Source organism: Nitrososphaera sp., from assembly GCA_039938515.1.
In the GTDB taxonomy this organism is placed as follows: Archaea; Thermoproteota; Nitrososphaeria; order Nitrososphaerales; family Nitrososphaeraceae; genus Nitrososphaera.
This window is the reverse complement of the sequence record JBDUUL010000015.1, coordinates 209,445-229,262: the sequence shown is the minus strand read 5'-3', so window position 1 is coordinate 229,262 and position 19,818 is coordinate 209,445. Positions and strand designations below refer to the sequence as shown.

Annotated in this window: 16 protein-coding genes; 7 read left to right on the top strand and 9 right to left on the bottom strand. The window is 49.3% G+C overall.

Annotation, left to right across the window (positions count from 1 at the left end):
* Positions 1–68 precede the first annotated feature (68 nt).
* From ABI361_09255 to ABI361_09235, 5 genes are all read right to left on the bottom strand, one after another.
* A complete protein-coding gene (locus ABI361_09255; GenBank protein MEO9320847.1) occupies positions 69–1,502 on the bottom strand; it encodes a type II secretion system F family protein in 1,434 nt (477 codons plus the stop codon).
* 233 nt (positions 1,503–1,735) lie between these two features.
* Complete coding sequence (locus ABI361_09250) at positions 1,736–2,905, bottom strand: archaellin/type IV pilin N-terminal domain-containing protein (protein MEO9320846.1); 1,170 nt, start codon at positions 2,903–2,905, stop codon at positions 1,736–1,738.
* A gap of 349 nt (positions 2,906–3,254) precedes the next feature.
* Positions 3,255–3,833: an exonuclease domain-containing protein gene (locus ABI361_09245; GenBank protein MEO9320845.1), complete on the bottom strand. Its 579-nt coding sequence runs from the start codon at positions 3,831–3,833 to the stop codon at positions 3,255–3,257.
* Positions 3,834–3,891: 58 nt separating this feature from the next.
* Positions 3,892–4,056: a hypothetical protein gene (locus tag ABI361_09240; GenBank protein MEO9320844.1), complete on the bottom strand. Its 165-nt coding sequence runs from the start codon at positions 4,054–4,056 to the stop codon at positions 3,892–3,894.
* 770 nt (positions 4,057–4,826) lie between these two features.
* On the bottom strand, positions 4,827–7,091 hold the full coding sequence (locus ABI361_09235) for a hypothetical protein (protein ID MEO9320843.1): 2,265 nt from the start codon (positions 7,089–7,091) through the stop codon (positions 4,827–4,829).
* Between the two features lie 1,361 nt (positions 7,092–8,452).
* On the opposite strand from ABI361_09235, the gene ABI361_09230 reads away from it, so the two are divergent.
* Entirely contained in the window at positions 8,453–9,964 is a 1,512-nt protein-coding gene (locus ABI361_09230) for an MFS transporter (protein ID MEO9320842.1), read from the top strand.
* Positions 9,965–10,086: 122 nt separating this feature from the next.
* The gene (locus ABI361_09225) at positions 10,087–11,946 is read left to right on the top strand and encodes a sensor histidine kinase (GenBank protein MEO9320841.1); all 1,860 of its coding nucleotides are present in this window, start codon (positions 10,087–10,089) and stop codon (positions 11,944–11,946) included.
* Positions 11,947–12,244: 298 nt separating this feature from the next.
* Here ABI361_09225 and ABI361_09220 read toward each other — a convergent pair whose 3' ends face one another.
* Positions 12,245–13,288 carry a hypothetical protein gene (locus tag ABI361_09220; GenBank protein MEO9320840.1) on the bottom strand — a complete coding sequence of 348 codons (1,044 nt, stop codon included), beginning with the start codon at positions 13,286–13,288 and terminating at the stop codon, positions 12,245–12,247.
* A 122-nt stretch (positions 13,289–13,410) separates the two neighbouring features.
* Here ABI361_09220 and ABI361_09215 point away from each other — a divergent pair, with 122 nt between their 5' ends.
* Positions 13,411–13,845: a winged helix-turn-helix domain-containing protein gene (locus tag ABI361_09215; GenBank protein ID MEO9320839.1), complete on the top strand. Its 435-nt coding sequence runs from the start codon at positions 13,411–13,413 to the stop codon at positions 13,843–13,845.
* A gap of 74 nt (positions 13,846–13,919) precedes the next feature.
* Entirely contained in the window at positions 13,920–14,219 is a 300-nt protein-coding gene (locus tag ABI361_09210; GenBank protein MEO9320838.1) for a hypothetical protein, read from the top strand.
* A gap of 367 nt (positions 14,220–14,586) precedes the next feature.
* On the opposite strand, the gene ABI361_09205 is transcribed toward ABI361_09210, so the two are convergent.
* Positions 14,587–15,642, bottom strand: coding sequence for a hypothetical protein (locus ABI361_09205; protein MEO9320837.1), 1,056 nt, complete (start codon positions 15,640–15,642; stop codon positions 14,587–14,589).
* A gap of 357 nt (positions 15,643–15,999) precedes the next feature.
* Between ABI361_09205 and ABI361_09200 the strand changes: the two genes are divergently transcribed.
* Together ABI361_09200 and ABI361_09195 are read left to right on the top strand one after the other, a co-directional pair.
* A complete protein-coding gene (locus ABI361_09200) occupies positions 16,000–16,140 on the top strand; it encodes a hypothetical protein (protein ID MEO9320836.1) in 141 nt (46 codons plus the stop codon).
* Positions 16,141–16,465: 325 nt separating this feature from the next.
* Positions 16,466–16,942, top strand: a complete 477-nt coding sequence (locus ABI361_09195) for a plastocyanin/azurin family copper-binding protein (protein ID MEO9320835.1) — start codon at positions 16,466–16,468, stop codon at positions 16,940–16,942.
* A 55-nt stretch (positions 16,943–16,997) separates the two neighbouring features.
* Here the strand turns inward: ABI361_09195 and ABI361_09190 are convergent, their stop codons facing one another.
* The gene (locus ABI361_09190; GenBank protein ID MEO9320834.1) at positions 16,998–17,648 is read right to left on the bottom strand and encodes a DUF4337 family protein; all 651 of its coding nucleotides are present in this window, start codon (positions 17,646–17,648) and stop codon (positions 16,998–17,000) included.
* Positions 17,649–17,786: 138 nt separating this feature from the next.
* Between ABI361_09190 and ABI361_09185 the strand changes: the two genes are divergently transcribed.
* On the top strand, positions 17,787–18,296 hold the full coding sequence (locus ABI361_09185) for a ferredoxin family protein (protein MEO9320833.1): 510 nt from the start codon (positions 17,787–17,789) through the stop codon (positions 18,294–18,296).
* A gap of 284 nt (positions 18,297–18,580) precedes the next feature.
* Here the strand turns inward: ABI361_09185 and ABI361_09180 are convergent, their stop codons facing one another.
* Entirely contained in the window at positions 18,581–19,816 is a 1,236-nt protein-coding gene (locus tag ABI361_09180; protein MEO9320832.1) for an MFS transporter, read from the bottom strand.
* Between the last annotated feature and the right edge of the window lie 2 nt (positions 19,817–19,818).

The window sequence follows — 19,818 nt, the reverse complement described above, 5'->3', positions numbered from 1 at the left end:
GTTGTAGAGCAGTCAGCATACGGGAGGTTACCGCTCACTGACAGCATTCCAGCACTCTCGTTGAACGGCTATCCAGCGCTTCCTTCGCCCCTTGTGGCTGTGATGGTTATAGCAGTTGTTGCCTTGCCTACCGATACTATGACAGTTTGATCTCCGACGGTAGAACCAAGCGTAACCTTGGCAAAAGCTATTCCCTTGTTGTCGGCATTGGCCTGAGGAGGACTTAGTGCCCCTCCAGGACTATCGATGTCAAACTTTACCAGCGCGCTTTGTTTTGGGTGTCCGGCGGCGTCTGTAACTTTCACCATGATAGGATTCTTCATCGGAAAACTGGCAAGGCCGGTTTTATCATAAGAAATGACGGTTATTTTTGTGTCATCTGGCCCCGGGGGATGTATCATCAGAGCAAATGCACCAAAACCCATGATTACAAGAATTACGCTGTGCTTTAGCCCGTGTTTTATGCTTCCTTCAGAGATTTTGCCTATCACCAGCCCGCCGAGAAAGCCGTTAAGTATCAGCAGGTAGTACATGTCCCGCTCGACGGTCACGTCAGCAATATCGGACTTGGCAAGAAATCCAACTCCGCCCGTACCTCCAGTAAAAGATAGGTTTTGAAGGCTTGGCCAGAACTGCTGCAGCATGACAATGCATGTTCCCATAAGGATAACCTCTGACGCGTATAGGATCATTTGGTACTGCTTTAGACCTGAAAGTTTTTCCTCCTCAAGTGTCAAGTATACAGACATATCCTCCGATGCCTTTCTAATCAGATCGGATACACTTCCGCCACTGTAAGAGGCCTGGACGACCAAGTCTGTATAATTGCCTATGAGCTTGCTGCCAACCATTTTGTCTAGATTCTTCATTGCTTGCTCAAAGCTGTAACCAAGCGTAGTTTGTTTGGCCGCTATCTGAACTAATTTGGTTATGGAACCAAGATCTCTTTCAGATAGCAAGAGAATTGCGCGCAATGGATCAATGCCTCCCCTGATAAGCTCTGAAAGCTCAAACAGGAACTTGACAAAATCCCTTTCTCGTTTCTTGAGCTGGATCTGCTTCATAGTAATGTCTGCAGAATATGGAACCAGCCCGATAATGATTCCCGCGACCATAACTTCGTCAAAGTTTACGTATTTTCTAATGGTCTGCTTTACAGCGTCAAATCCGGTCGGAGGCGCGACAACTGCAGTGGTGTTCTTTTTAGCACCAGAAGCAGTCAATCCGTACTGCTCAAGCAAGGCTTCCCTCGCTTTTTCTTTGAGTGCATTTACATTAGTGCCACCTGCCTTGTTTGTAAATGACGTGCCGCTATCCGCAGGGGTTATGATTCCAGTGAGAAAGAATGTGAGTATAAACAAGAGGGCTATTCCACCCGGTATTCCAAGCGTAATGTAAGCACGGGGGATGTTGTATCGTATTGTCAGAATCTGCATTAGGCTCTGACTGTAGCCCTTTTTGCTAATCTTGCGTTTCGACTTGGACTTTGAAGCAGCCTTCAATTCTTGCGCCTCCGCGAAACGCCGGAATAACTATTATCCAGAGTAATATCCAATTCGTCGATAGCGTATAGATGTAATATTTTGTCCATTCGGCACATTAACCCTGATGCCAAGGCACAGCACACCAGTGAATATAATGTCTCTGTTATTGATCTATATGGTTCAAGCATGACATTACTAAACAGATAACTTGATCCAAAAAAAGGGAAGAACCCTTGCGGGTTCAGTTGTTCCTACTTGAAGTCGTATATGCTGTAGTATCCGAGGTTGTGGAACGCGTCGGTTACGATTGGGCTTGTGCTTCTAACAAAGTCAATGAAGGCCTGTTCTGAGGCGCTTGGTGAACCCTTGGTTACGTAGTAGAAGGTTCTTGAAGCCTGTGTTGTCGCGTCAGTGTTGTCGCCTGGGAACTGTGAAGTGCCCTTGAGTGAGTTCTTGACTGCATCTTCAACTGGCTTGATTGCCTGGCCTGCACCGACTACCGGTGAGTGGTTGGCGTTCATGCCTGTTGCTGCCTTTGAGGTCTGGAGGCCCATTACAAAGTCTTTTGCGTTGTTGCCTGTCTTGTCAAAGCCTACATCTACAAAGCCTAGTGCCTGCTCGGTTGCGGTGTTGGTTGTGTCAACTGCTGTGAATACGTTCGGGTTTCCTGGTTGGCCGTCGTTAAAGTTGGTTGCATCGCCCTTTGCAGAGTTGGATTGTGAAATCCAGATAGCCCACTGGTCTGCTGTGCCAGATGGAAGGTCGCTTCTTGAATATACGTGGACTGATGTTGCGCTAAGTACTGTAGTTGGAACTGCTGCGGTTACCAAGCCTTGTGCGTTGCAGGTAAGGTCCCAGTATGCAGAGTGGCCGTTGAATGTTCCACCGTTTGCGGTGAATATTGTCTTGGCAATGTCAGATGGCATAACTGCGCATGTATTTGCACCTGCAAGGATTCCGCCTGGGAATGTTACGTTAGCGCTTGAACCCTTGGCGATGATTGTGATGCCGGAGCCGCCGATAAGATAGTTCTTCAGGTTAGCGGTTGGGTCCTTTGCTACTTCGTCGGTGTATGCCTTTATGCTAGAAGCTGCGCCGATGTCGAGGACACCCTGGTCAACGCCGACCATGCCTGCGCCAGAGCCGCCCTGCGCGTCGTTGATTGCAATGCCACTGCTAGCAGTAAAGTTGCCCTTGACTGCTTCAGTGATTGGGAATACTGTTGTCGAACCACCGATGTTCAGTACGCTTGATGACTTGTTGGCAACAGCCTGGCTTGAAGCCTGCTGTGATGTTTGTGATGTAATGTTGCCCATAAGGACGGCAACTGCGCCACCGCCTACGACTGCGACCACAATAAGAATGAGGACCGCAACGATTGGCGAAACTGCGCGTCGGTTTGATGTCTTGTTAGAGACCATCGTTCTAGCACATTATGCTGAAGTTATTATCCAGAGCGCAAATACAAACAATAGAGATTACTGCTAATTTCAAAAGCAGTTATTGCTAATGTAACTACATAGCATATTTTCAATATGGTTCTAAATGATCTACAGTCCTTAATTGATTGATGTAAGGTTCATGCAGCGAGCTTGACTAGAGCATTGGAAAGTGTTGCTGTTCAAAATCGCGACATTCCAAGAAGCAAATCCATCAATACAAGGAGGCCGCATTGCAAAACTCAATAGGGCCTGAACTATCCCATCCTTCGGAGAACGCACGTGGGAAGCTGACATAAAGCGCTCGAAATAGCTCCGGGCAACTTTGCCGTTATTCCGCGCTCCTTTTGAGCGACTTTCTAATCTCTAGCATCCTAGCAAACATCTCGCCCTGCTCTATCGCATCATCCAATGCGTTATGCGTATGCTCTGTCGTTACGCCAAGCTTTCTCTTCATTTCAGACTTGGACATGACGAACCCGTTCTGATCTGGAAACAATCCAAAGTATACGCTGCGAATGTCCAAGGGAGCAAGTCCAAAGACATTTCTTCCGACGTACTTTAACATATAATAATTGACAAACATCCAGTCAAACCCTGCGGGAAAGGCTACAAACTTGGGCCTAGTCTCGTCAGAAGGCTTCTTGTTCCCTCTGATGTGCTTCTCTATCCAGTCAGTAAACTCTGCCATCGCAGTGGCAGGGGCCTTGCCATTCTCTTTTGCGCCTTTCATGGTAAAACCGGAAACCTGCAATGCCTTGTCAACGTAATTGTCGCTTATGGGCTGAAACTCGACGTAAAATTTCTCTGGCGCATTTCCCACCACACAGGCGCCGAGGCTGAGCATCGAATAATCCGGAGGAAATGGCCCGCTGGCCTCAACGTCAACCGAGATAAAGACAGTGCCCAAATTTGACAGGATGTAGCCTCCAGAGAATTTATGCTTAAGGCCCCAGATGCTCCTGCCGTTATGCATACGTCCTTGAGCAAAGAAATCTGCACAAGCCCTTGATCTGCTTTCTCTTCTTCCAGGCCACCGGTATCATGGGCGCTGCAAAAACAACGATCTGCCACAAGCTTGGCGGGTCAAAGAACCCGTGAGCCAAGAGAACCCAGATTATGCCTATTAACATCGGATGTTGCTATAACTTGAGAACAAATAACCGACCTGTCACCTTTGGGGGAGGGTGCCCTAGGCTACCTAGACCAACCTAGTATTCCCGCTCACCTGCTAGATTTTTCAATTTTCCAGCCTATGCTTGCATAGTTTTGCTTGTTGGCAAACCGTTGCGGCGAAAACATGCAGTAGAGCACGTCAATTGCTGCCGCTGCGTCTTCTTTTGTGTGATAGGTCTTGGCAGGTATCTCGTCCTTTTTCCTTCTTTTTCGGCAGCTCCGAGCAAGTACATTCCATCGCTCTCACCTTTGTGCAGAATATCGGCCTTTACCTCAAATGCAATTTGCTGATCATTCGGCGATTCTCCCTTGAATGCAATGATGTCGAACGGAATTAACGCGCCGCCTGCTCCTTCTAATGACAGTTCGCGATAGCACTGATGCTTGAGGTAGTGGGTCATTTCATATTTGACAGGTAGCTCTGCTGGGTGGCCAGTCGTTTGGGCTCTCCCAAAATCACATAGTCGTGTCACGGATAGCTGTAGAAAACCATTCAGAAAATCCCAGGTGTTACCCTAGGTAACATGTATCTGGATATGCTTTTTCGACACTGGCATTTCAATTGTAGACGTTCTTAACCGGATCGGCCAGCGGTTAGGCAGTCTCTCGAAATTCTGCCTTTCCAAGAAATTTTGGCGGTCGCTCCCAAACACTTCAAGCTCTTTCCCGGAAACTTTTTTCAGCCTCCTCGACAATTTCATGGGTTGACTATTGCGTTGCACTGAGATCAGCCAAAATATTTCTTTTCGGCTTTTGAGCCTTCTCTCATTATGTACTGATCGATAACCCATTCGAGTTTGATTACTTGACCTCCGCTCCTGCAAGCCATGTTATGAATTCTCCAGATAAAGGACTCGCCCTTGAGAAGGTTTACGATTTGCTGCTTCTCGAGCCTTATTTCGTTTACCTGGCCGCAAATGCTGCAGGTTTTTTTCCATTCTCCGCATAGTGCCTGAAATGGACGCGCCTCGGCAAGTTGCTCTAGCATGATAATCTTCTCGTTTGTCTTCTCGCCAAACTCTGTAGGCCAGTTTGCGGCCCAAAAGTCTTTACGCTTCAGCGTTGCGAGTTTAAACTGCTCCTTGATTGTGATGTTGAACTCTTCGTCCATTCTGGCCTTGAGCATCGAATTAACAGTTTCATGGACCTTCTTCCTAATGCCAAGCCTATTAGAGAGGATCGGTGACTGCTCTTTCGTGCCGGGATTCTTCACATTTTCCAATTCTGCATAAACGAACTCCGTCCATTCCTTCTCGGTAGCCGGCATGTTCGGCACCCTCAGACGGAGTTCGTCCCTTTCTGATCTTATTCGCTCCAATTCCTCTTCAAGTAAACGGCGTTTCCAGTACTCTTCTGGATAATTGCTAATGGCGACTAGCACACTGGTAAGGTATTCGATAGATGTTTCGCTAGGCTTATTGACGTTAGCTTGAATCTTTTCTTTGAGCTTTTGAAGTGTGGGGTAATTTTCTATCTGGGGGTAGCGGGACATTACCCGATACTCGATTTTGAATAACTGCGTTTGAAGATCAGGATATGGAGTGTCAAGCTTCTTTAGTTGGATGATTTCCCGGGCGACCTGGAATATGCGCAATATTTGAATATTGCTCAGTAAACCCACGTCATCATAATTGAGGGCGACAGCGACGTCTATAGCAGTTCCCAAGTATTTTGCTTGTGCTGTAATCATTTGTTCAAGGTCAGCTCTAGATTGTTCGTTGCGAACCTCGAGGTCTTGGTTCTTTGCTTCTAGGCTTGATTTCTCATGTTGCAGCTGATCTAATTGCTTTGACTGATCGGAATATTCTTTCCATCTTATCTCCAGTACCTGCTTAAGCCGGTAAAGGCTTCCGCATGTTTCAAATGTATCGATTAGTGAATCTGGATTATTGTCAACCTTGTCCATCACTTTTGACAGTCGAGCGAACGTCGCATCCTTAAACTTGAATTCAGTTACAAGCCTGCCACAAACGGCTAACTTTGCCTCGTCCCTGGCGTGTACTTCCTCAAACTTTTTGCGATCCGCAACTACGCTATCCAGCTTTGCTTGCTCCTGCATTCGTTCCCGTTTTATCTCCTTGACTGAAGCTTTTTCTGAAATTGCATCCAGCGTGTTGTCGAAACCTCCGAACTTTTGGGCCTCTGCTACAAGCCGTCCGAGTTTCTCCTCAGTAAAGCCCATTGCCTTTAGCCTCTTGTATTGTGCAAGTAGCGGTTGGGCTTTCTCAATTTCCAGCCTAGTCTGGCTTGCCTTTGGCTCAAGTCCGTCCAACTCTGCCTGTACCGCCCTTTTTCTCGCTGAAATAGCCCGCAGTGAGCCGAGCTCGTTTAGAGCCTTCATTATCTTACTTGGTTCGCCAAACTTTATGGCAGCTTCGATTACCTCGGCGATTTCATTGCCCCCTATGTTTTTCTTGTCTAGGTATGCAATGCGCTCGCAACACAACATCCATTCCTCTGGCGACATGTCAGATGCGGCTGCCATCTTGAAGCGCTCCACAATGTATGGGGTCGGCAAACCCGATGCCTGTAATTGAGTGAGAATGAAGTACAGATCATCAATCGAACAATTATTTTCACTCAGCCGGGGCCCGAATAATTCAATAAATCGAAGTCCATCTTCAGTAATCTGTCCACTATCCAGCAATCTAGGTAAGGATTGCATAGTTACGCGAGGTGATTTCGTCCTTGGTCGTTCATTGACGCCGCCCTTCCCCGAGGCAGCTGGCCCGGAAATGGCGTTGCTATCTATGCCGTCCTCCTGCCCTGAACTCGGGCCGCGCCAGTATGCCTTTATTGTGACCTTTGACCACACACGTTTAGTTAGTCTGTAGACATCACCAATAGTCCATCCCTGGTCCCTAAGCACGCTCATGCAATGCTTGACATCGTTAACCTCTTCTTGTTCAAGCCTCCTATCCTTCTTGATTTCTGCATAGCGCGATAGCCTGCCAATCGCTTCTGCTACGCTTACTGAATGAATCTTTTTCATTCGGCTCGGCGGGAGAGAACACTAGTATTTATGGTTCGCTGCGGGGGCGCCCTAGCTGGCCCGGCAAGGCTCCGGGATTATTGAAATCGAATCTCGTTTGTAAGGGATGCGACTTCTAGGGCCCTGCAGGCAGCAGTCCCTAAAGCGCGCAGGTGGATAATGAAAGTGGATATTCTGTGCGCTAGTGTCCTGGAATTACATTCTAGCGCTTGAGCCAATGACACGCAGATGATAGGCTATATTCATAGTGACGTAGTCTTGATTCTGAGCACAGATTAAGCACGATTATTGGGCTTCGATATCCCTCTAGATATCCTTCTATTATACCGCTCAATATCCCTCCAATATCCCTTAGTTCTCCCGACCCTGACAAAGCCCAGGCGGTGGTAAGTTGATTTTGTTGGCCTTCCATGCCACAGCGCCCCGTTTGTGTTTTGATGATTTGCCCTATCAGTGCCTGCCATGACGGAATGGACTGCAACAAGCACGCTCTGATGGCGTCTGTGCATTTGGCTCCAAAAGCCCTAGCTCGATATTTCAATGCTCAAAGGCTGCTTTATGTCTGTCGTGTCGGTAGTCATCGTTCGTCGGTCTTTGCCTTTCAAATCGACTGCTTTGAAGTTGCCTTAGGGACACGGGAACCACCCAGTCAGCCGTCAACAATTTCCTTGAAGAGCCATAATGCAGAGGTCGAAAATGCAGGTATCTGACGCTGGGATAGAAGCTAGAAGTAGTCGTTCGAATGGTGTTTTGCCCCATAAGAAACCTGGTTATTAAAGCTGTCGATCACGCCATCCGCCCGACAATTGTCTAATTGCTTCAGAACAGCGCGGCATTGACGGCTCCATTAAAAGTATTTATAGTAGTTTTCTTTTCAGGCTTTTTTCTGCCCCGGCTTTTTCGTTGCGCCATTCCTTAGATCGTGCCTTGATGCGCTGCACAATTCGCTTGGAGACCCTAAAGCCGATTCTTGTCTGAACAGCCTAGTGAGCATACGGTCCCCTTATCTTTTCATGCTTGCCGTCGTATGCTGACATGCTATCCATTATTTTCAAAGCAAGAAACTTCGGTCAATGAGCGGCCTTCCTGCTCGGCCCCTGCCACCTTGCACCAGTTTATTCTATTTTATTTTCCTTTTTCCACCTTGAATAAGCCCCGTCAACATATCACCCATCTTCCCATCAATGATTTTGGAATCACTTGCCTGAGGCATGGGAAGCATAACAGGCTTGAGCTCGCAAGGCCTGCAAAGCAGTGCGGTATCCTGCCCACTAGACAGACAATCGTCGCACAAAACCCCGGTTGAATTAAATTGTCAATTTGTTCAAGCCGTGGATACTTTGCAGGCAGGCTATCGCTAAATGACTGTCGTGGACAAGCTTGACTCCGGCAGGGCAGCCTGGCTGACCCTTGCAATACTGAGCGGCCTCGGGCTTATCGTGATGTTTGACGAGACCATGATCCTGCCGGCAATTCCGGACTTTATCCGCGAGTTCAACATTTCATACAGCACCTCGGCATGGCTCCTCTCCGCCTACATCATTGCGGCAGCCGTCATGACCCCTATCGGAGGCAAGCTGTCAGACATTTACGGCAAGAAAAAGATCCTGCTAATCATAATGGGCGTATATGCAGCCGGCCTCCTTGCAGGCCGGCTCGCTACCAACATTGACCTGATGCTTGCGGCAAGGGCGGCGCAGGGCGTGGGCATGGCAATGTTCCCGATTACGTTTGGAATAATCAGGGACGTGATGCCCCCGAAGAGGATGGCTATTGGCCAGACCATATTCGGCGCGACGTTTCCAAGCGGCGCCATCATAGGCCTGGCAGGCGGCGCGGCAATAATTCAGGCCTACGGCTGGCCGTTTACCTTTGTCGCGATTCTTCCGCCGACGATAGCCCTCTGGTTTCTGATCCTAAAGCTCGTCCGCGTGCCTGCAGTCCCCCAAATGCCCGGCAACCCGGCCGGGCCGCAAGGGTTTGACAAATCAATAGACTTTAAGGGAATACTGGCTCTGGCATCGGCGATAATCTCGTTTCTTGCAGGAATTACTTTTGTTCAAAGCGGCCAAAGTGTTCCTGGCTATCTTGTGGCAGGGCTCTTTGCCATGTCAGCCGCCTCGGTTGCCGCTCTCCTGGTCGCAGAAAGAAAAGCACGCTCGCCATTGCTTGATTTCAAGCTCATAAAGAGCAGAAACTTTCTTGCGCCCACCATAATTCTACTGCTGACCTTTTTGTCGATATTTACCGTTTACCTCACGGTTCCGGTCATGGTCAGGAGCCCCCAGCCCCTTGGCTTTGGCGGGGATGCACTTGCAGTTGCGACCGTTCAACTGCCATTTATGATAGTCTTTCTCGTAGGAACCGTAGCCTCGGGCTTTGTCCTGAAAAGAATCAGCAATTCACGGCTCACGCTGGCTGGGACTGTGATAAGCGCGGTCGGGTTTCTCATTCTTCTGGGCTCCCACTCGACCGAATACGCTGTCCAGACGGGCCTCACAATACTTGCTGCAGGCCTCTCGCTCTCTATCACCGGCGCGTTTAACGTCATAATCACCTCAGTTCCGATGCAAATGACCGGCATTGCACTTGGAATGACCCTCTTGCTGAATCTGGTCGGGATGTCCCTTGGGCCGACTGTCTCCGGCGCGCTGCAGCAAACCAACCAGTCCTCGGTCCCCGGCGTGCAGGGCACCTTTCCGACCGGCACGGCTTACAACCTTATATTCATCACCGCGGCGGTGATTTCATTTGCGGCAGTAGCCCTATCGCTTGTTGTTGCGATGTCAAGGAGAAACAGTCAAGCGATTGTTGTAGAGAGTCATAATCCTCATGACGACAAGCAGGCGGGGCGGGGCGACTTTGGACATTAACGACTGCAGGAAATAATCAGCCAGCAGCATGGACAGCTGCCTGCATAACAATCACTGGTAGAATTCTTCGCTAAGATTAATTCAACAGATTTTTTAATACTATTTCAAAAAGTAAAGACCAAGTGTCTCTGTGGCAAGCCTACAAGAGCCTGCTCCTAGTCTTAGTTATCATAGGCGCGGCTGTTGCTTTTGCAATTGCTTCATATCTGCACTCCTCCTCTGTCATAGACCAGATAACATTTGTGGCCTCCAACGACGCAAGATCAAACGCAAATATTCAGGCCTATGACCTGGCTGCCCTTTTGAGCCAGCAGCTAAAACACGTTGACGACAACCTGCAAGAGATTTCCGGCTCGCGCGTAGTAGAGAGTGGCAATGCCTCGCAGAGCTCTCATCTGTTCGAATCCTCCCAGAGTTCTACCTCGCAAATAACAGACGTATATACATGGTTTGACAGGGACGGCAAGGTTTACTGGGCCAGCAACTTTGGCAACGTCTCAAACTACAAAAAGTTCGTCGGCCTTGACCTGAGTTACAGGGACTACTTTAAGGTGCCAAGGGACACCCAGGCGCCTTACTATTCATCGTATTATCTGGGCATCGACGGCGCCCCTAGGATCAACATCGCATACCCAATAATCTTTGATACCAATGGCGTACGCGACTTCAAGGGCGTTGTAACCAGCTCTGTCAGCCTAAAAGAGCTGGGCAAGTTTGTGCAATCCCAGCTGGCGGGCAACTACCAGAGCCAGGTAGGACTGCTTGACTCAAACGGCGTCGTACTGTATTCCAGCAGCATCCCGCAGTACGTGGGCAAGAACATCTTTGGCCAGGAAGTACAATCCATTATTCCACAAGAAATTCGGCAGCCATTTGACAAGATCGTTCGTGACTCGTTAAGTGGGATGGCCGGTTCGGGCGACTTTGGCACGCAAAACAGCACTAGCACAATTGCATACTCTCCCGTGACTGTAAATCACAACACTGTTGCAATGCTATACATTCTGACTCCTCACCAGCTTGCGGGTAACGTGGTTTCGCTAATAGAGCAGCAGAGGACGTTCAACCTGTATATTCTGGCGGCCATAGCCGTCATTGCTGCTGTCCTTGCTGCGATTATTGTTACCTGGAACAAACGCCTGGCCACAACTGTCGACGTTCAGACTTCCCAGCTCAAGTCCTACAGCAGGTCGCTTGAAGAATCAAACAGGAAACTGCAGGACTCGAACAAACTTCTTGCTGACGCAAACGAGCAGCTGCTCGTGCACGACAAGATGCAAAGGGAATTTGTCAATATTGCTGCTCATGAGCTTCGGACGCCAATACAGCCGATACTGGTGGCAAGCGAGCTCATGAACGATTCCCTCAAAGAGAGCGAAAGCATCATGATAACGAGGCCAGAAGTCGACCTGATTGTTCGCAATGCAAAGCGGCTCGAGCGGCTGTCGTCCGAGATATTGGAAGTGGCAAGAATTGAGAGCGGATCTTTAAAGCTTCATAAGCAGACCTTTAGCCTGGACGAGGCAATTTCAGCGGCTGTCAAGGACGCTACCTCGAGTCCAAACTTTAGCCCCAAGGTAAAGGTCATCTACTCTCCTACCGACATCATGATTTATGCAGATAAGGACATGATAACGCAAGTAATTTCGAATTTGCTTAGAAACGCAGCCAAGTTTACCAAGGAAGGCTCGATAAGCGTAACTGCGAGCAAAAAAGACGCAGTCGGTGCACAGGTAGTCGTAGCCGACACAGGGGCTGGCATCGACCCCTCAATTCTGCCAAGGTTGTTTCAAAAGTTCGTGACAGGCTCGGACCAGGGTACTGGAATAGGCCTGTACATCTGCAAGAGTATTGTCGAGGCGCATGGAGGGACAATTTACGGGCAAAACAGAGTCGACAGGCAGGGAGCAGAATTTGCTTTCACGGTTCCTGTTGCCCCAGATCAAGACCTGCCGCCGTCTGATGGAATAAAGCAAGCCTGAACTTTCTATCGCGGTTGAATAAACTGTGTCACTTTTGCTGTATCTAATGGAATCCCCATCAGACCGGCCTCACCTTCTCTATTAATTTGGCACAGCAACGCGCAGGGCATGGCTGTAAAACGTCACAAGCGCAAAGTCGTTTCAGACAACCACTCCGAGCTTTCAAGCTTGAACAGTTACATTGGTTTTTAGAAACGCCAACGAGCACGGCATGCACGAACATGGGAGTGGAAACAACCAAGAGATTTTGAAAGCCGCTGAACTGTCTTTCAAAAAAAGTGGAGGGGGCCGCTCTTGCCTAGTCTATCGAGCTGACCTTTACCTGCGCCTCATTGAACACCAGGAAGGTAAAGAACAGTGGCTGCTTTGGATTGTCTACCGGCCAGGTCGTGGATTGCGAAAGCGGTGCTCCGATAGAGCCGGTCCGTGGCGGCGAAATCTGCACTGGATAGTTTACCTGCGGCGTGTGGGTCAGTGACGGGTCTGAAGGCAGCGGAGTGAAAGACTGGGCCTGCGCGGGCGTAAGTGTTCCTACACCGGGTAGATTTACGCCGCTTGGGATGTTGACGGCAAACAGGAAGACCATGGTCGGACTCGTCGCTTCGTTCGCAAGGTCCCTGTAGAACCTTGTCTCGTTCATGACATGGGCGACCATCACGTGCGTGAACACGTCGCTTGCCACGACCTTGTTGCCCGCAGTCACATCCACCACCTTGGCATGGCCGTAGAGGAATGCGACGTCGTGCAGCTGCGGCACGTCAGACCTGTCGACCATCGAGGCTCCATGCTGTATCTGGTCAAACCCGACATTATTTACCAGCTTCAAGAATTCTGCCTGCCTTGTGGGCATCGCCGAGTCGGTGCTGTTCCAGTAAGTGTCTGTCAGGATTATCTTGTAGGTGTGGTCGGCAACCTGCTGCGGGCCGTATGTCACCGGCGACGTGTATGTTGCCTCGTAGCCGGTCAGCGAGTGCGCATTGCCCTTCTCAAAATGACCAAAGAACGCTGCATTGTCACCAGCAGAGACACCGCAGGTCAGTGAGTTGGCGCATGAGAAAGTGCTGTTCATCGGGAATAGCCCGCCGGGGCCAAAGACATTGCTAAGCCCTGCAGCTGGTTCGAACAGCGCATTTGACGCGCGTGCCTTTATTATGGCTCCGCTATCGTTTGGCTGGGCCAGGTCGGTTCCGGTGAACGGATGGTTGTCTGTTGCTGCCGCCACGCCGGCAATGGCGTTAATTGCAGGCACCATGGCGGCAAGAATGGCTGCAAGGGTGATACCAAGAACGGCATTTCCCCTGAGCTTCCCGTTTTCGTCGCGTAGTGCTTTGAACTTTTTCATCGCAGGTTTGTTCGAACTATCTATAAAGGACTTTTTCCCAACTCACTCCCAAATCTCTCCCAGATCTGAATCACGCCGGATAGCAAGACAACTTTATATCGTAACCGCAAAAACAAGAAAACGTGTCGCCGCTGCCGGGAAACCCTCTTCCCGGAGCACTGGATGCCAGCCTGGACCGTATCGCCTGCATCATCTCCCCGTTCGCAAGGCTGATCCTGGGACTAGGAAGCGGTCCCTCGGGCTCTGGCAACTATATTGATCCGCGTTTTAAGCGGGTGCTATGGTACCTGATAGGAAGCACAAAGGGCGGAGTAAACAGGGCCAGGATTATTGACATGCTAAACGAAAAACCGTCAAACCCGAACCAGCTTGCGACAGAGCTTGAGATGGACTATAAAACCGTACTCCACCACCTCAAGGTCCTTGTGGAAAACGGGCTGATAATCACTGACAACAAGGAATCATACGGCGCGGTGTATTTCCTGACGCCAATGATGGAAAAAAACTACCAGTCCTTTGTCGAGATACTGGCAAAAATCCGGGTTACAAAGAAGTAAAGCTGGTCAAATTTGGGAGAAAGTAAATTAACTGACCATGCCCGCAGTCTCCTGAAAGGGTACAATACCAGAACATGGACTTTATGATACCTGCTGCGGTCGCGGCGATCACGAATATTGCTCTGCTGGCAGTTATCATCGCCACGTACGTTCAAAACGCCAGGCTGATCAGGTCATACTTTACCTACGGCCTTGTCATCGTGGCATCGCTTTTCATTGCACAGAATATCGTGATTGTAGTTTTCTGGTTCAACCTCTATACCGCTGGACCTGCTATCGCAAACGTTGTCGAGGCCGCATCACCGTACCTGTTTGCCATCAACTCGGCCCAGACGGCAGGCCTTTCAATCCTTCTCTGGATAACTCGGAAATAACGAAGGGGCTGAATTGGATTGCTAAATGGATTCTGCTGTGTCTTTTGGGATGGCTCAAAAAACATATCCAAATATTTCCAGCTTCAGATAGCTTGCAGGTACTAAAACTTGAGCAGACTCAGGTTAGCGCAGGTAATACCCGACTAGAGCCAGTACGGAAGCGCCAACAGCTATTCCTGACATTAGCCGCTTCTTGATGGAAAATCATTCCGCCGAAAATGCGAGAAATTCGCACGTGCAGGCAAAGGCAGCAAGTATGACAAGATATGTTACAAAGCCTGGCCAAGTGTCAACTTGCAATTATTCACAATTGTGACCACCGGACATTTAGCCGTGTCACCACAAAAAACGCAACAGAATCCAAAGCTCAGCCTATCAGGCGCAACTTCCTTCGGGCAACGACGATTACCACTGCAATAGCTCCGACAAGGGCCAGAGCTGGCAGTGGGAACTCGGGCGTTGGGGTCGCACCTGCTGAAACGGACCCTGAATTGAGAGATGCGATCGCGTTGTCAAAAGTCGGCGAGGTCGCCCCAGTAATTGTGAGAATATGCGAGCTGTAGTGAAGCTCAGGCGCCGTCACAATTGTATCATTGTTCTCCGGCGTCGTGATTATCGGAAACGTCTTTCCGTCAAGCGTTGCGTTAAACGGCCCCGTAAGCAGCTGTTTAGGGATTACCACATTAATGAAGCCGTGTTTGCCAGAAGTTCCGTTTATGCCAAGAGTCAGCGTACGCGTGGTCACGTTGAAATTAAGATCCGTTACCGAAGTCGACGGGTAGTGCTGACCAGTAATGGGAGAGACTGCGTCCTGGGCGTCGGTCTGCCAGTATACTGTGCCATTCCATTTGGAAAAGTCCGGCAGGGACGGCGACGAGAGAACTGCCATCCCGTTTGCAATTTGCGATGGCAAGAACTTTGAATACAGAACAGCGGTGAGGTTTTGCGGCGGATTGGAGATGACGACATGTGAACTGCTAAAAACCAGAGATTCTCCCATTATCGGAGCCGTATCGAAATGCCTTTCAAAGCTGCACTGATATGCATAGACTGTAGCGGCGGGAGAGCCGGCCGAGTCCGTACAAACATAAGCATACTGGTCAAAAACATGCCTGATGTTCGTAGGCACGGTGAAAATGGCCGTAAGGGTTACGTTTCCTGTATGAGTTTCTGTGGTACATTCCGCGGGCGTTGGGTGGTACCAGAAAGCGGTAGGGTCTGAATTTTCATCAAGTCCGGGGGTGCTACTTGAGAATTCACCGCATTCCAGCTTGGCCCCCCAGACGTACTGCCACTGGTGCTGTGTTGTGGGCAACAGGCGGGCGCTATAATGCGTGCCTGTTCCATCGCAGCAGGTCGCGTCAAGTTCTGCTATGGGATTTGTCAGGTCCGACTGATCGTATTTTCTGTAGCTATCAGCCATGACGCTTTTGCTGCCAGAAATTATGCTGACAGGGACAAGCATAGACGAAAGTGCCAACATGACAAATACATATGATCCCGGGATGTTACGCAATACAGGATATCTGCTATAACTTGCTTCTAGAAGATTATTAAGGATTTTGTTTCTTTGATAATAAATCCAGAGAATTTGATAAAGACCGCATTATGGTTCTATTATCATGCGACACCCGCGCCTCGGAACAAAAAAAACCTTCATGTTGAAAGCAACCAAGATGAAGCCGTGTATCGCTTTTCTGCCCTGACAGTGCACTAATGCGTTAGCACTATGCCACTGCGACCTATATTTGTTAAATACTCGTGATGTTTGCCTAGCTCTATGGCCAAGAGTACACTCGATGACTCGTTAGAACAATTAATCTGGCAAAACAACGAGCTGCTAAAACAAAACAACCGGCTGCTAGTCAGCATAGACGAGAAACTGCGAAAAATGGTTATCAACACATCTAGTCCTTGCTGAATGATGCGGCAGAGAAAGTACAACCAGCATTAAATGCCAGGAGGCATATCTAATCAAAGGCTTTGCATTGGTAAGTCGAATTAGCGCTGATTGCATCAGCTAGCATTCATACCGCAATAAAGCCTTCCGCCACAACACAGGCATCTTTTCGCAAGCAAAGGATATTCTAACCCGCATCGGTAGCAAAGAGTTTCAAGCCCACTATATCCGGAGCAGCCAGATTCTTCTTCCACAATTTGCCGGTGGCGTTATTGGATAAAACCGTTCATAATGCCGCGTCTTGCACAGTCAACAAATAAAAGCCTGCGAGCCGATCTAAGACCTGATGGCAAACAATGCAGCCGGCATTGCCATGACCAGCTTTATTGTCGCAGTCGCTGTCAGTATCGCCTTTTACCAGTTCGTCTATATCCCTGAGGCAAATGCCAAGCCAGTCCTGCCTCCGAATTATACCAAACCCCCCGATACTACGCCAGTTACCATAGTACCGGGCGCCAACATCCAAAATAGCGTGCGAAATTTCGTGCCAAAGGACCCGCAGACCATTCTTGGGCAGTCAAACAGGGTCACCTGGACAAACAACGACAATGTGCCTCATACAGTTACGTCAGATGACAAGTACGTCGACAAGTTTAGCGGCTCATTTAACAGCCTTGACCAGCAGGACAGCGTCCCGGGCGGATACATCCTGCCAGGAAAGTCATTTACCTTCGTGTTCACGCAAACGGGCAGCTATTCCTATCACTGCGAACCACACCCATGGATGCAGGGCAAAATCGAAGTGGTGCCAAGTCTTGCGTAATCGGCCTCACTATCTGGACTGCAAAAACGTCAGCAATCTGCTGGTCGGTATGCGGCTAGAGCCCTAGCACCGAAGGAACTAGTGTTATGAGGAGTATCATGACGACGCCGACGCTGCCAATGCCAAAGCATGGGTAGCCAAGCAGTCTCTTTTTTGCAATGTTTGAAACGCCGCCAAGACCGGCTCCAATTACCAGCATCGTGGTGGCAAAGCCGTACTTGTCAGAATACTTTGAATCCTTGGTGGCAGTGTCTAGGAGTCGCAGATACTGCGTTTGCTCGGCCTGCGCCTTTCCCGAAAGGTTTGCCAGAGAATCGGTTGTTGAGTTGTCAGCGTGCAGCGTGTCCATGTACGACTGGTACTTTACAATAGTCGCGGTGATGTTGGCGCGCTGCGCATCCGCGATTGTCGGGCTTGCCAGGCTTATCCTCAGGTTGTCTATTTCCGTCTCCCACACCTTTTCGCGCAGCTTGTGATCCTGATAGTCATTCCACCAGTCCTCGGCCTGCACGAGGTGCCTCGTGGCCTCGGCTCCCGCGCCGCTTGCAAGACCGCTATAGTTTGCAGCGATAGTGCTAGAATATGCCGCAAGCACAGATATGCTCGCAATAAAGACGCCCAGGATAAAGAAAAACCTGGAATGCGGAGAGACGGGCTCACCGGCCGGGTTTACGGGAACATCAACTTGATTTCTTTTTAATTTCAAAGTACCGTCAGGAAGACAGTAGCAAATAATTCGTGTATTAAAAGATAACCGCGCTCACCGGTCATGCGCAGCTATTCTTTGTCATCGCCCGAACGCGTTTGCAATTGATAATAGCAATGTCGCGTACATTCAGGCAATATGACAATCGACTCGAGCTTTCCCAAGAATTTCCAGCCGACCGGCAAGCATTCACTTTCCGACGGCGAGCACTTCCACATTGTATGGGGCCCGGGCGCTGCAAAGGAAGCGGCTGACAATTCCGACGTCAAGGCGGCATATGAGAGCAGAGGCGAGGAGCAAGTGCCTTTGGGGATTCATGGGACGGTAGTTGCTGTCGACTGGGATTCCTGCATAGCTGATGGCTCGTGCATTTCCGCTTGTCCGGTTCAGGTGTTTCAGTGGTACAGATCAGAAAACGATGTTCCTGCCAAGGAGATGGCAAATGCAACAAGCGCAGGTTCAGGCGACACCTCACAGAATGGACGGGCCGACTATACTGACAAATCAGACCCGATAAGGGAGCACGGCTGCATCTTTTGCATGGCCTGCGTCACCGTTTGCCCGACAAAAGCCATCATTGTCGACCAGGCAAACATGCAGTACCACGAGCAGGCCGCAAAAAGCCTGAAGGACTCTTTAGCGGCTTGAGGACTGCGAAGCCTCGCAGAACCGATAACAATTAGACACAGGAGAAAGAACGCAAATGCGAAGAACAGACCTCTCATTCTAAACGAGTCCTTCAAAGAGCAGCAAATGTAGAAAGATGCTGCTAGACCAAAACCAAGGCTCGATGACTGACACCACTGTGCTGACCGGCTTGACGCTTACGCTCGCGCCATGTAAGTTCTATATGGTATATCTCAGGCCATCGTGGCCCGGCCTGCCGCGGAATCTTGTTATATCATACTGGCTCGCAGATAGAAGAAACTACGCTAAGGAGCCTCATGTGAAGCTCGTGCACTTCTGAAATTGAAATACAACACGATATCATATGCAATCTTGAGCGCTCCGCCTATGACAAAAGGCGCAGCTAGTCCGGGCAAAGCCTGCAATATGTAGCCAGCAAGTGAGGGAGAGACAGCTTGTGATAGATTTCTCGATACATTCGTAATGCCTGACGCAGCGGTCCTTTCTCCTGCGCCCACTACAGACACAATATATGATTGCCTTGTTGGCACATCCATTTGAGAAAGAGCCATTCTGCCCAAGTAAAGTCCGATAGCCACCGGTAGTGTTGGTGCAAATCCTACGAGAATCAGAAGTATATTTGATGGAATATGCGTAAAAACCATAGTATTTACAAGTCCGATACTGCTTGCAATTCTTGCGGCTGCCAAAAATGAAAAAGCAGTCAGAACACCGGCCACAGAAAAAATGTAAGACAAGCTCGTCAGATCCAGACCAAATTTGGTAAAGAACCAAAAAGCCACCATGCTCTGGATAACAAATCCTCCTGCAAATGCGTCCACCGAAAACAATCCGGATAATTTTGCCACTAATCTCTTGGTTTCCGGGGAAAGGGATCGGATTGCCGGGTTTCCTTTTTCAGCTGGTGTCAGCTCGACCCCCTTTGAAAGGAAGAAATAGATTACAACTACCGCGATCCCAAGTAGGCTATACATTGCAAATAGTGGCTTTATTGAATCAATTTGGGTTAGTCCAAATTGGCGCTGCAAAATCTCCGGCAAACCCGAAATAAGGACACCTGCGGACATTGCAAATGTCCCGGCCATGTTATAAATGGCGAATGCATCATTCTGCCTTGCCTTGCTGCTAACGGTTTGAGGAAGCAATGCTTGTTCAATCGACAGAAATGCGCCAGTCTCTGATCCCGTAACGTTGATCGTGCCGATAAGCGCCGCCGCAATCAGCGCGATGTAATTGTCTGTAACAATGAATATTGCTCCAGAGACTGACATGAGAGCCGCATAAATGACTAGTATCTTGCGCCGGCCTATCCTGTCTGCGTAAAAGCTTGCGAAAATTGTAAAAATGAAGCTGTTTGCAAGCGTCGCCGCAAGTACTGCTCCGATTAGAACGTCATCGAGTCCGGCCAGCTTTAGATAAATTCCAAGTATAACGCTCAGAAAACCGTACCCAAATGTCCTTGTTATTCTGGCTGCAAGAATCAACCTACCATCAGCAGATAGCCAGTCGGGTAACAGCAAAT

Coding starts and splice junctions, on each gene's coding strand:
- ABI361_09230 (MEO9320842.1), top strand. CDS start 8,453: ATGACTGTCGTGGACAAGCTTGACTCCGGCAGGGCAGCCTGGCTGACC.
- ABI361_09220 (MEO9320840.1), bottom strand. CDS start 13,288: ATGAAAAAGTTCAAAGCACTACGCGACGAAAACGGGAAGCTCAGGGGA.
- ABI361_09240 (MEO9320844.1), bottom strand. CDS start 4,056: ATGTTAATAGGCATAATCTGGGTTCTCTTGGCTCACGGGTTCTTTGAC.
- ABI361_09195 (MEO9320835.1), top strand. CDS start 16,466: ATGGCAAACAATGCAGCCGGCATTGCCATGACCAGCTTTATTGTCGCA.
- ABI361_09200 (MEO9320836.1), top strand. CDS start 16,000: ATGGCCAAGAGTACACTCGATGACTCGTTAGAACAATTAATCTGGCAA.
- ABI361_09210 (MEO9320838.1), top strand. CDS start 13,920: ATGGACTTTATGATACCTGCTGCGGTCGCGGCGATCACGAATATTGCT.
- ABI361_09250 (MEO9320846.1), bottom strand. CDS start 2,905: ATGGTCTCTAACAAGACATCAAACCGACGCGCAGTTTCGCCAATCGTT.
- ABI361_09205 (MEO9320837.1), bottom strand. CDS start 15,642: ATGGCTGATAGCTACAGAAAATACGATCAGTCGGACCTGACAAATCCC.
- ABI361_09185 (MEO9320833.1), top strand. CDS start 17,787: ATGACAATCGACTCGAGCTTTCCCAAGAATTTCCAGCCGACCGGCAAG.
- ABI361_09235 (MEO9320843.1), bottom strand. CDS start 7,091: ATGAAAAAGATTCATTCAGTAAGCGTAGCAGAAGCGATTGGCAGGCTA.